The sequence below is a fragment of the Streptomyces sp. NPDC090445 genome (genome assembly GCF_044769385.1).
Lineage (GTDB): Bacteria > Actinomycetota > Actinomycetes > Streptomycetales > Streptomycetaceae > Streptomyces.
In genome coordinates this window covers 18,380-29,379 of record NZ_JBIVXV010000051.1, presented here as the reverse complement: position 1 = coordinate 29,379, position 11,000 = coordinate 18,380, and the positions used below count along the sequence as shown (strand labels likewise).

Genomic DNA, 11,000 nt, shown 5'->3' with positions numbered 1-11,000 from the left:
AGCCCCGACGAATACGAACGCCGACACCACAGCGTTAAACTCACGCTCGCCGCGTGATCAATCCCCGCGTGCCCACCTTCACGGGGGAAGGCCCGTCCTCGGAGACTGCGTGCTCACCCTGACGCCATTGCGGTAGCGCGACGCAACCGCCCATCTGGTCTTCGCGGTTATAGTTCCAGGCAGCGTCGCGTGCCGGTGGCGGATGGATCGTCAGGCATGGAGGCGTCATATCGAAAGGTGGCTACGGCCATTCCCGCCCCAATTTCACAGAAGATCACGCTTTACCCCGCCGAGGACCGGTTCTTCGGCCCCCGACCCGCCGTCCTCGTCCTGCCCGGCGGCGGATTCCGGGAACTTCCACCGCACGAGGGCGAAGGCTACGCGCGCTGGCTGTCCGGCCTCGGCATCCACGCCTTCGTCCTGTCCTACCGGCTGCTGCCGGACCGGTTCCCGGCCCCGCTCGAAGACGCCCGGGCTGGGTTGGACCACATCCGCAACGGCGACCACGGCCTCGACGTCGGCCGGGTCGGCGTCATCGGATCAAGCGCGGGCGGCCAACTTGCCGGCCTGCTCATGACCGGACGGGTCCTGTCCATCGAAGAGGGCGTCGCCGACCCGCCCCGACCGGACTTCGCGATCCTGGCCTATGCACTGGCCGACCTCGACCTGCTGCCGCCGTCGGTGGTCGAGAACCTGCTCGGCGACCTGCTGCCCATCAAGGACGAGCTATCCCCGGCCAAGCATGTGGACGCGTCGGTGTGCCCGACCTTCGTATGGGCCGCCGCTCAGGACCCGCCGGGCCTGCCCAACGCCCTGGAGTGGACCCAGGCGCTGGCGGCGGCCGCGGTACCGGTGGAGTTGCACGTCTACCCGGGCGGCAGCCACGGTATCGGCCTGGCCGACGGCGTGGAATACGGCGGCGAGCCGCATAAGTTCATTGCGCGCGAGCCGCACACTGCGTCCTGGACGACCGCGTGCGCGGCCTGGCTGCGACGGGAGGGCGTTCTTGCCGACTGACCGCGTCACCGCCTGGGGCGGGGAACTGCAGCGGGTGCACGGCAAGCTGCGCAATGCGCTGGCGCGGGCGGGACTGGACGGCGGTGACCCCGCCGACGCTGCCACCGACCTGCTGTTGTTCTGCCACGGGTTCTGCGCTGCCCTGTCCGGCCACCATCGCGCCGAGGACGGTTCGCTGTTCCCGGAACTGGTACGGGCGCGCCCCGATCTGGCGCCGGTGGTCGCGAAGCTGACTCAGGACCACAACATGATTGAGCACCTCATCGGTGGATTGCAGAAGGCGGTGTCCGACTCGACCGACCCGGAGGTGGCACACCGCCACCTGGACGGGATCGAGGCGGTCATGGAGACGCACTTCAAGTACGAGGAGAAGCAACTGGGAGCGGTGCTGGACGGCATGGAAGCCGACTTCGACCGCACCGAGATCTTCGGCCCGATTAGCTGAGCCGCGTCCCGTTCGCGCCGCCCGCCGACGGCGCGAACGGGAATCCACCTGGGTTCGAGTCGCCACTGCCTCGCCCGGGTCCTGAACCGCGACCGCCGAGGTTTCGGTGAAGCGACAGTGGAAGTTCATCGAGCCTACCTGCCGATCGGCAGGTTCGGCCCGTACCCCGAGCGGCTGCGTGAGCAGTTCGAGGGGGTGATCTGGCGGTTCCGGTCCAGTGCCCAGTGGTATGTGGAGTTCACTCCGGCTCCGTAGGTATGGCGGCGGGGAAGGCCGAGGCCGAGGGCCGTCGTGGCGTGGAGGTCTGCCGGTGTCGCCGGGCGGTCGGGGAAGCAGAGCGCCAGATAGGGAAGATGAAATGGTCCAGGCGCGGGATCCAGGCGTGCAGTACGGACTGCGGGATGTCGTGCAGTTCGAAGGGCATCGCTATGAGGCTGATCAGGCGCACCGATCGGAATCCGACTGGGCTCCTTCGGTCACTGCTGCTCTTTGGAGGCGGATCGAGGGAGGTCCTGAGGCAGGTGGCGCCGGAGCCGCCGACGAGGACGTCAGCTTCATCGATCACCTGCGGGAGTTTTACGACGAGTGAACCCCGCCTGGGTCGGCCCCTCCCGGTCCGAGGAGCCGGCCCGGGCTTCGCGCGCCGGTCGGCCGGCCGAGTGGTGACCGGGGCCTTGCGGTCACCACTCGTTGCGTCGCGGCGCGCCGCCCGATGGACAGGCCGGAGGCGAGTGACACGGTCGGCGGTAGCTCGACACCGGCCCCCGGGCACGCGAGGTCCGAGGGCCGCGTCCAGCACCGGCCTGGTGACGGTTTGCGGGTGGGGCACTGGCCCGGCTGCGCCCCGATCCCGGTGTCCGCGGTGTCTCACGGTCCCCGGCGTCTCCAGTCGGCGGCCCGCTCGCCGGTCGTGTGGCCTCGCGAAAGGATCCAGCGGCGGATCACCGGCAGCTGCTCCAGCTGTGGGGCGCGGCAGCAGGGGGCGGCTGCCGCGCGTTCCGTGCACAGTTGCCTCTTGGGGGTCCGTGCGGGTCAGTGGCCGCCGCGCGGCTCGACGCAGCCGCCCTCCATGTACGGGCCGTGTGCCTCAACTCGGGTCACGGTGCCGGGTTGCCCGGGGATGGCCAGGGTGCCGCTGACACAGGCACCAGTGCCCTTGACCATGAGGGCGAACTCCAGAATGAGACCCGGGTCGTTGATCTCGGCCCCGGTGGTCGGATAGCCGAGCTCGTCCAAGGCCTTCTTCAGCGCGAGGCCAGTCGTGGGCGCGGTTTTGCCAGCCATGGTGAAGGCCTGGGTGATCCGGGCCGCGTGTGCCCGCCCCACACACTCGGCCCGGGCGCTCAGCCTGCCCTTGATCTTGTAGGCGTGGTTCTCGGCGTACCTGCCCGCCTGAGGATCCTGCGACGCACTCGGCCCGCTACTCGATGTGGCAGCGGCAGTGTCCGCGCATCGGGCGACGATCTCGGGGAACTGCTGGTCGTGCTGCTGCCGTTCCGCCGCGGCCGCGGCCTCCGCTGCCTTCGCCCAGTCGGGCGTGGTGGAAGCGGAGGCGGACGCTGACGCGCTGACGCCGATACCAGCCCCCGCCCGGGTGGTACCGCACCCGGCAAGCGCGAACAGGCAGGCCGCGGAGGTCAGGACGGCGACTGGGAGGGTACGGCGCATCACACAGACTCCTTCTTTTGGCGAGGCGTAACATCCGCGTGGCCCCGACGAAGAACCGATCACGGCTGGTGGCCCGTTCCCCGGCGACGCCGTGCTGGTCGGCCTGGTCGGCCTGGTCGGCCCGGTTGCGGGCGGCGGCGTACGGCGCAGCAGCCGATCCAGCTCGGTGTGGGGCCAGAGTATGTCGCCTGCGACGCAGTGCTGGCGGCCGGCCCGGGTGAGCAACACTTCGTGGCCGCGGGTGCCGCCGTCGGCTGCAGGTCCGGTCCGGGCATGCGCGGGCCTCGGTCGGTGGACGAGGATGGGCTGTGTCGCTGTTCCGCTTGATTGTGCTGGACTGCCTGCCGGGGAAAGGCCCGGGCCATCCAGGCTTCTGGCGCTCCGGCCTGGCGCAGTCTCTTGATCTGCAGGTCGTAGTCGCGGCCTTCGGGCTTGCGTGGACTGCAGGTAGATGGGGTTGTCGCTGGTGTTGTCGTCGTCGAAGTAGAAGGCGTAAATGAGGTTCCATGCAGCAGCCCGGCCGGTGGACGATTTTTTCTCTCACTCTTTACCTGACCCGCTCCGCCGCGGCGGCCCCGTCACCTACCCGCACCTCGCCGCAGCGCTCCGTGTTCCCCTGGACAGCACGCTCCCGCTCTCCGAAGCCGCAGCCGCCGTCCTCCACGACCGCGTACGAAGACATCCTGCTCCGGGCCGCCAACGGATAGCCCTTTCGTGCTGCTCCGTGGAAGTTCGCGGAGCGGTGTTGGTGTTCCTTCGTTGGGCCGTCAGACGTTGACGGAGGTGGTGCTGTATCGACTCGGACGGGTTCTTTGGTCTGGCCCCGTCCTGCCCGGCCCGCTGGTCACACGCCGTGATCGTCTCTCGGGGTGGCTACCGGGCGAATGGGATGGCGGGAAGCGGGATGACGGGGTCGTGGTCGAGCTGGACCGGTGGGCCGGTTCACTGCACTGGGCCCGGACGGGCTGGTCCTGGACGTCCGAGGCGTTACGGCCCGAAGTGCAGGTCGCGGACACGGTCTTCGCGATATCTCGCCGCCCCAGGTCGGCCGGATCCTGGCGGATCCTGACCTCAAGCCGCACTGGGTGCGGGGCTGACTCACTCGGCCGGGACACCCCGGACGTCTGGGACCGAGTCGTGTGCGGCCATTACCTCCATCCGCCCGAGGGCGCGGTGGTGCTCCAACCACGACAAGACGGCGGTCGCGGCCCGTCACGACGGTCTGGACGATCCGCTTGCTGATGCGATATCGCTGACTCGTTCCTGCGCCAGGGCTCTTCTTCGGCTGCCGCGGGCTGCCGCAGTAGTCGTTGACCGACGACTCCGACGGGGGCTGGCGGCACGGGCGTTGAGGTCTCCGCTACGGGGTGCAAGCGGCAACGAGCCAGCTCCGGTTCGCACCGCCCCAGCAGCCTGGATGGACGATATGGGCGCCGGCGGCGGTGTCGGCCCAAGCGTGCCCCCACCCACCGCCTCGACTCGGATCACTGGCTCTCCGGCCCCGCCCTCAGGCGTGTCAGCCTCCTCGGCGAACAGCACAGCGGGTCCACCGTCGGCCTCATGGCGACCGCGCGACATAGGACTTCCCGATCCGCTTTCCTCGGGAGTCTAGGCGAGAGAAGAAGAGTCATGGGGGGCTCCAATGAATTTGCGATAGGCTGGGGATCATGGCGTCAGCGCTCGCGCACATCCAGTCCCTGCCGTCCTGGCTCGTGGGCCGCGTCGCGGCGCGCGGTCGGGTTCTGGTCGCCGACGCGATCGCCGCGGAGGGGCTGAAGCTCACGCACCACGGGGTGCTGGCCGCGACGGCCGAGTACGGGCCCGTCGCGCAGGCCGACCTGGGGCGTCGGCTCACTGTCGACCCTAAAGACATGGTCGGCATCCTCAATCACCTTCAGGAGTCGGGGCTGGTGCTGCGCACCCCCGACCCCGCCGACGGCCGCAAGAACGCCGTCACCATCACCCCTGAGGGCAAGGTCGTCCTCGCCCGCTGTGCGGCGTTGGCCGAAGCCGCCAACGCCGAGCTGCTGGCACCGCTCAGCCCGGAGGAGCAGCATCAGCTAAGGGCCCTGCTGACCAGGGTCCACGAGGCACCGTAAACCCGGTCGGGGGGAATGGGCACTCCGTTCGAATCGCACGTGGCCCGATTCGAATGAAGCGGCCCCGGACTGCACGGCGACGGCTGCGCTCACGGCCGGAGCCGCTCGAGTTGCCACGTGCTGCCGGTGCGCTCGTGGCGCAGGCGGGTGTGTCGCTGGTCATGGTCGGCCTGACAGAGCTCGACCTCATGTGCAATGAGGGAGTAGAGGGTCCATGCCGGGGCGATCAGGTCACGATCTGCCGTCAGGTGGGCGAGTGCCCCGGCGTGAGAGCCAGGCGGGCGGGCCGAGTAGTCGGCGGCGACGACCTCGGGCGCTGCCGGGGCGACCGTGCCGCGGACGCGGATCTGGCGGCCGATCCGGGGCCAGTGGAAAGTGAGTGTCGCATGGGAGCCGTCCGGCTGGTGGCCCTTGAGGCTGTCGGCGACGGCCGCGAAATACCACTGGCCGTCCTGGCTGACGTCCTTGCAGATGAGTACGCGGGAGGAGGCCGGTCCATCGGCTTCGGTGGTGAACAGCGTCATGACGTGGGGTCCGGGGACTTGTTGCTCGACCGCCTCCGTCAGCCACCGCACGAACATGGGTACCGGGTCGTGCGGAGTCGTCGCGGTGTCGAAGGACGGCACGTCGGCAGGGAGGACCGGGAAGGACCGGAGCATGCCGTGCGAGTTCTCGGTCATCAGGTCGTGACCTCCTGGGGAGCGGTGGTAGCAGGGGCTTGGCTGGTGGTGACCGCGTGCGCCGACAGGGACCGCTCTGCGCAGAGGAGGATCGCCGCGCCGGTCAGGACCATGAGAGCGAGAACCGTCCACAGATGCCATTGCCCTGCGTCGAGCAGGAACCCCAGCAGCATGGGTGCGATGGTGCGACAGACCGACCAGGACAGCTGGTAGACCGAACAGGTACCGCCCCCCAGGTGATCGGGGGCAGCCTGAGCGGACAGGCCCTGCGAGGGTGCGGGGACGAGTTCGCCGGCGGTGTAGAGCACCGCGACCGCCAGGACGGCGGCAATGGTGTCCGGCCCGCTGACGAACCGGGGAAGAGCGGCGAAAGCGGCGAAGGAGAGCGCGAAGATGACCGCGTTGAGCGCGGCCGCACGTGTGCGTCTGCCGCGCCAGGTCAGGCGGGCGGCGGGGACGCCGAGCGCGGCGACCAGAGCGGTGTTGACCGCGAAGACGGCCCCGGCCAAGGCATCGGGCGGACGTCTCATCGCCCTCACTCCCGAGGGCGTCGAACTGACCGACGAGCTCATCGCCGTCCACCTGGACAACCAGCGTCGACTCCTCGCCGGGCTCAGCGGGGACGAGCAGACTCAGCTCGCCGACCTGCTCGAACGGCTCACCTCAACACTGGACGCAGGTGATTGACAGCCCACGGGCAACGTCACGGGAGGTGGACTTCCTGCTCCCCGCGAGTAGCCCTCCGAAGGGGATCCCGCGCGCCACGGCCTGGCAGCGCGAAGCTGTCGCTCCGCCATCTCCAGCCGGGCCGGATCCGGGAGGGGATCACGCCGGGCCACCCCCTGGATCTGCGCCCGAGCCCACTTGAGCGCCATCCGTTCGGCCACGCCCTTCTCCCGCTCCACGCCCGGCCGACGGGGCGACAGAGTCGCACTCGGCGGCCACGGCCGGCGCCGCATGGTGCACGAGCTTCACCCCCCACGGCATCCGCGTCGGCAACCAGGCCCTGGCCGCATGCCGCGACGCGGCCGACGATCCAGGTCGACAGGGACCAGGCGCATGGGGAAGGCTGACACGCAGTCAGCCCAACCAGAATTCATTGGACGGTCCCACGACTTTCGGCCTATCGTTGGGATGCCCAACGAAATTGATCGGGGAGGTCCTGTGCTGCGCATTCGCCATGAGGTCAACGGTGGGCCTGAGGTGCTGTTTGCCGAGGAGGTCGACCGGCCCGGGGCTGGAGCCGGGGAGGTACTGATCCGGGTGGAGGCGGTCGGGGTGACACTGCCCACCGTGCGGAAGGTGCGGGAGGGCAGCGAGCCGATCCCGTTCGGCGGCGAGGTCGCCGGGGAGATCGTCGCCACAGGTGCAGGAGTCACCGCTTTCGCCATCGGAGACCGGGTTACCGGGCTGTGCTTCGCCGATGCCTATGCCGAGTTCGCGGTCCTGAACACCGCGATGACTTCCCGGATCCCGGACGGCGCGAGTGCCGTGGAGGCGGTCGCGCTGGTCCGCAGCGGGCTGGTGGCGCGCGGTGCCTACGAGGCCGCGCGCATGGAGCCCGGCGAGTCGGTGCTTGTCACGGCGGCGGCCAGTGCAGTGGGCACGCTCGCCCTTCAGTACGCCAAGGCCGGCGGGGCAGCACGCGTCGTTGCCGCCGTCAGCAGCGCCGACAAGGCCGACTTCGTCCGAGGGCTGGGCGCCGACGAGGTCGTCCTGTACGAAGACGCCGACTGGGGCGCCCCGTACGACGTGATCCTCGACGGCGTCGGCGGCGACCTGCTCGGGCCAGCCGTGCGGGCCCTGGCGACGGGCGGCAGGCTGGTGGCCTTCAGCTCCGGCGGCGGCACTGTGGAAGCCTACGAACTCCTCGTCCGCGGCGCCTCGGTGATCGGGTTCCAGATACGGGCCATCGCCGTCGGCAAGCCTGAACTCTACGACCGCTGGCTTCGCGAGCTCTGGCAGATGCGCAACGCGGGCACCCTGCAGACCGCCGTACACGAAGAGATCCCCCTCGGCGAAGCTGCCCGAGCCCACACCCTCATCGAGCAACGCCGCAACCTCGGCAAGGTCATCCTTGTCCCCTAACCTCGTGCTTTCACCGAGCGGGGTGTCCGGTAGGTGACCGGGAAAGCGAAAGCGCCCCTGACCTGCAACGATAGGACGTGCTGAGGGCCCTTTACGTGCCGCCGAATGAGGCACTTTCCAGGTGAAGAAGGGTAGCGGGTCATATCCGTGTGTCCGTGTCGAGGTCGGTGGCCGCTCGGTGGTCTCGCAGGCCGGCGGTGTGCTGCTGGTGGAGACCGTCCGCAACTCCGGCCTGGACACGGAGATATCGGCGGCACCGGCGCCATGGGGCGAACCCCGGGCGCTTCATGGCCCGGGCAACATGCGGGGCCGGGGAGCGTACGAGTTGGGTAGCGATAGGAGCGCCCCGGAGAGCGGTTGGACGGTCGGCAGACACGGCACTCGGAGGTCGGCTACCCCATGAGAACATCGGAGGCAGGCTGGCCCGGACTCTCCAGCAAAGCAGCCAGATATGCGGGGTGCTCTTCGACCACGAGGTGTCCGGCTTCGGAGACCACACCCAGCTCAGCGCAGAGTGTGCCGCGCGCTGCCGGGCCGAGCTGCCGCGGAGGGAGGAAGACGTCGTGCTCCCCGGTGACGACCAGGCGGGGAATCGACCGCGCGGGCAGGGCGGCAGCGCCGGGCGCTGCGCTGGTCAGGACGAAGTCGAGTGGGCGGCCGGTCCCGTCGCAGGCCAGGTGGATTTTGCTGGTCAGCCCGCCTCGGGAGCGGCCGAGGGCCGGGTTGCGGAGCCCCTTTTCCGGGCGTCGGCGGCGTGTTGGTGGGCGCGGACGATGGTGGAGTCGATCGACACCAGCCAGTCGATGTTGCCTGCGGCGTCGGCTTGCGCCTGCGCGGAACGGAGTATCCGGTCGAACGTGCCGTCCGCCGCCCACCTGCGGAAACGGGTGTGCAGTGTCGTCCACGGCCCGTATCGCTCGGGCAGGTCCCGCCAGGCGACGCCGGTGAGGAACTTCCACACGGTCCCGTTGAGGACCGTGCGGTCGTCCAACCGAGGCCGCCCCAGCTCAGGCCGGGGCAGCAACGGACGCATGATTTCCCACTCGGCATCGGACGGTTCATGGCGACGTATCACGACACCGTGATCCAACCCAAAGTCACTTTGACGGCAGTTCCTAGCCCCGTCGGAGTGACGATCACTGGGGCCATCCACCAGGCCGTGCTGAAGATCCCGAAGCGGGCATGGACGCTGGCCTTCGACGCCGGCGGCACCGAGCGGCCTGGCGCCTGGGTCGCGGAGATCACGGACATGCCCGATCTGACCTCCTGGCCCAAGGGCGTATGGCTGATCGTCCGCAAGGAACGGCCGCACCCCGGAGCCCAGCTCCGCTTTACTGGCAGCGACGGCCACCGCCTCACCTGCTTCGCCACCGACACCCGTGGGCCAGCTCGCCGACCTCGAACTCCGCCATCGCATATGGGCCTGCGAGGACCGCATCCGAAACGCCCCCCGACACCGGCCTGCGCAACCCGCCGCCGCACGACAGCGCCCAGAACCACATCTGGCTGCCATCGACACCGAAGAAGGCGAGTTGCTGCCCTTGCGCTCGTATCGGATGGGGAGCCGGGGTAGCCCTCGTGAACCGCACTGCGGAACCGGGGTGTTGGCGACGGCTTTTGTCCAGTGGGCTATGCTGTGCGGCTATGAATACCGGGACGGCGTTGCGCCACACACAGATCGGTGACCCGGTGCTCTTCTGAGCGCCGTACGGGCCGGTGCGGTCCCGCTGTTCGATCGAGGGTCTTGCGCTGCTGCACGTGCTCCTCCTCCGTCGTGTTGATCACAGGCTCGGCATATCAACCACGTCAGGAGAGTTCATGCCCACCAAGACGCTGCAGATTCCCACCACGGACGGCCAGGCGGACGCCTTCGCCGCATTCCCCGACCACGGCGAGCGGCACCCAGGGGTGCTGATGTACGCGGACGGCTTCGGCATCCGGCCCGTGCTGTGGGAGATGGCCAGCGAACTGGCCGGGTACGGGTACTACGTGCTCGTCCCCAACGTTTTCTACCGGCACGGCCCGGCACCGCTGGTCGACCTTCCCGAGCACATCGGAGAAGAGGCCCGGCCCGCGCTCATGGCCCAGCTCATGCCGTTGATCGAGGCGCACACCGCCGAACGCGTACTGCGCGACGCCGACGCCTATCTCGGGTTCCTCACCACCCAGCCCGAGGTCGCCACCGGACCGGTCGCGGTGACCGGCTACTGCGTGGGCGGCCTTCTGGCGATGCGCACCGCCGCGGCCCACCCCAGCCGGGTGGCCGCCGTCGCCGCATTCCACGGTCCCGTGGGCGCGGACGGGCCCGACGCCCTCGCCAAGATCACTGCCCAGGTCCACTTCGGCCATGCCGAAAGCGACCTGACGCCCGAGGCCTTGTGCGAGCTCAACCGGGCCCTGGACGCCGCGAAGGTCGACTACACCTCCGAGATCTACCCCGGCACCGTCCACGGCTTCACCATGTCCGACACCGACGCCTTCAACCCCTCCGCACTGCGGCGCCACTGGGACCGCCTGCTCCCCCTCCTCGACCGTACCCTCGCCCATGGCTGAGGCTCCGGCTCGGACCTGAAGTGCACGGCTCCGACCGGCAGACAGCGCCACTGACCACCGATGTCGGCATGGCCGTGGCGAGCCTGGCCGGCAAACGCTGGGTCACGAGGAGACCGACCTCGCCCGAGACCTGTCTGCCGGCACGGCGGAACTGCACGCCGTCGCCGCCGACGGCGTCCCCGGCGAGCGGGGCATCTCCGGCCACAACGGCTGTCTCAGCCAATCCAGGCCACCCAGGTCAGCGGCATCGGTGCGGTGTCCATACCGGTGTACAGGTCCTACCATCCCAAGGCCGCCGGGCAGTCGGGCGGATACCTGCCCGCCTTCCGCTCGGCCGCCTGGCCCTGCCCGCAAGCTGCTGACCGGCACCTGGGACGAAGCCACAGGCACAGACCCGCACAAGCGACGCCCGCCCCGGACAACTGCCCGGAGGCCGCGCTGACCGCGCGC

11 protein-coding genes and 4 pseudogenes are annotated in these 11,000 nt (G+C 69.6%); 11 read left to right on the top strand and 4 right to left on the bottom strand.

The window, feature by feature from the left end:
* Positions 1 to 237: 237 nt before the first annotated feature.
* The 4 genes from ACIQUT_RS39400 (at position 238) to ACIQUT_RS39385 (ending at position 2,051) form a co-directional block, all read left to right on the top strand.
* Positions 238 to 1,017: an alpha/beta hydrolase gene (locus ACIQUT_RS39400; RefSeq protein ID WP_403570448.1), complete on the top strand. Its 780-nt coding sequence runs from the start codon at positions 238 to 240 to the stop codon at positions 1,015 to 1,017.
* Positions 1,007 to 1,462 (top strand): hemerythrin domain-containing protein, encoded by a 456-nt coding sequence (locus ACIQUT_RS39395; protein WP_403570447.1) that lies wholly within the window; start codon positions 1,007 to 1,009, stop codon positions 1,460 to 1,462. Before ACIQUT_RS39400 ends, ACIQUT_RS39395 begins: the two co-directional genes overlap by 11 nt.
* Before the next feature lie 117 nt (positions 1,463 to 1,579).
* Positions 1,580 to 1,717 (top strand): hypothetical protein, encoded by a 138-nt coding sequence (locus tag ACIQUT_RS39390; RefSeq protein ID WP_403570453.1) that lies wholly within the window; start codon positions 1,580 to 1,582, stop codon positions 1,715 to 1,717.
* 127 nt (positions 1,718 to 1,844) lie between these two features.
* On the top strand, positions 1,845 to 2,051 hold the full coding sequence (locus ACIQUT_RS39385; RefSeq protein ID WP_403570445.1) for a carbohydrate-binding protein: 207 nt from the start codon (positions 1,845 to 1,847) through the stop codon (positions 2,049 to 2,051).
* Positions 2,052 to 2,494: 443 nt separating this feature from the next.
* On the opposite strand, the gene ACIQUT_RS39380 is transcribed toward ACIQUT_RS39385, so the two are convergent.
* Complete coding sequence (locus ACIQUT_RS39380; RefSeq protein ID WP_403570443.1) at positions 2,495 to 3,130, bottom strand: hypothetical protein; 636 nt, start codon at positions 3,128 to 3,130, stop codon at positions 2,495 to 2,497.
* 1,667 nt (positions 3,131 to 4,797) lie between these two features.
* Between ACIQUT_RS39380 and ACIQUT_RS39375 the strand changes: the two genes are divergently transcribed.
* Entirely contained in the window at positions 4,798 to 5,229 is a 432-nt protein-coding gene (locus ACIQUT_RS39375; RefSeq protein WP_403570442.1) for a MarR family winged helix-turn-helix transcriptional regulator, read from the top strand.
* A gap of 89 nt (positions 5,230 to 5,318) precedes the next feature.
* Here ACIQUT_RS39375 and ACIQUT_RS39370 read toward each other — a convergent pair whose 3' ends face one another.
* Together ACIQUT_RS39370 and ACIQUT_RS39365 are read right to left on the bottom strand one after the other, a co-directional pair.
* Positions 5,319 to 5,909, bottom strand: a complete 591-nt coding sequence (locus tag ACIQUT_RS39370; protein ID WP_403570441.1) for a pyridoxamine 5'-phosphate oxidase family protein — start codon at positions 5,907 to 5,909, stop codon at positions 5,319 to 5,321.
* Positions 5,909 to 6,418, bottom strand: coding sequence for a hypothetical protein (locus ACIQUT_RS39365; protein WP_403570440.1), 510 nt, complete (start codon positions 6,416 to 6,418; stop codon positions 5,909 to 5,911). The genes ACIQUT_RS39370 and ACIQUT_RS39365 overlap by 1 nt, the downstream gene beginning before the upstream one ends.
* On the opposite strand from ACIQUT_RS39365, the gene ACIQUT_RS39360 reads away from it, so the two are divergent.
* The 3 genes and pseudogenes from ACIQUT_RS39360 to ACIQUT_RS39350 form a co-directional block, all read left to right on the top strand.
* Positions 6,393 to 6,596, top strand: a complete 204-nt coding sequence (locus tag ACIQUT_RS39360; RefSeq protein WP_403570439.1) for a hypothetical protein — start codon at positions 6,393 to 6,395, stop codon at positions 6,594 to 6,596. The two genes, ACIQUT_RS39365 and ACIQUT_RS39360, sit on opposite strands and share 26 nt — an antisense overlap.
* A 477-nt stretch (positions 6,597 to 7,073) precedes the next feature.
* Complete coding sequence (locus tag ACIQUT_RS39355; protein ID WP_403570438.1) at positions 7,074 to 7,997, top strand: zinc-binding alcohol dehydrogenase family protein; 924 nt, start codon at positions 7,074 to 7,076, stop codon at positions 7,995 to 7,997.
* Positions 7,998 to 8,118: 121 nt separating this feature from the next.
* Positions 8,119 to 8,301, top strand: a pseudogene (locus tag ACIQUT_RS39350) (IS1380 family transposase); the annotation flags it as partial.
* Between the two features lie 88 nt (positions 8,302 to 8,389).
* On the opposite strand, the pseudogene ACIQUT_RS39345 reads toward ACIQUT_RS39350, so the two are convergent.
* A pseudogene (locus ACIQUT_RS39345) lies at positions 8,390 to 9,030 on the bottom strand (IS5 family transposase).
* 147 nt (positions 9,031 to 9,177) lie between these two features.
* Between ACIQUT_RS39345 and ACIQUT_RS39340 the strand changes: the two are divergent.
* The 3 genes and pseudogenes from ACIQUT_RS39340 to ACIQUT_RS39330 form a co-directional block, all read left to right on the top strand.
* Positions 9,178 to 9,506: pseudogene (locus tag ACIQUT_RS39340) on the top strand (IS1380 family transposase); the annotation flags it as partial.
* Between the two features lie 309 nt (positions 9,507 to 9,815).
* A complete protein-coding gene (locus ACIQUT_RS39335) occupies positions 9,816 to 10,550 on the top strand; it encodes a dienelactone hydrolase family protein (protein WP_403570437.1) in 735 nt (244 codons plus the stop codon).
* A 252-nt stretch (positions 10,551 to 10,802) separates the two neighbouring features.
* A pseudogene (locus ACIQUT_RS39330) lies at positions 10,803 to 10,889 on the top strand (lipase); the annotation flags it as partial.
* Positions 10,890 to 11,000 lie beyond the last annotated feature (111 nt).

Coding starts and splice junctions, on each gene's coding strand:
- ACIQUT_RS39380 (WP_403570443.1), bottom strand. CDS start 3,130: ATGCGCCGTACCCTCCCAGTCGCCGTCCTGACCTCCGCGGCCTGCCTG.
- ACIQUT_RS39375 (WP_403570442.1), top strand. CDS start 4,798: ATGGCGTCAGCGCTCGCGCACATCCAGTCCCTGCCGTCCTGGCTCGTG.
- ACIQUT_RS39370 (WP_403570441.1), bottom strand. CDS start 5,909: ATGACCGAGAACTCGCACGGCATGCTCCGGTCCTTCCCGGTCCTCCCT.
- ACIQUT_RS39335 (WP_403570437.1), top strand. CDS start 9,816: ATGCCCACCAAGACGCTGCAGATTCCCACCACGGACGGCCAGGCGGAC.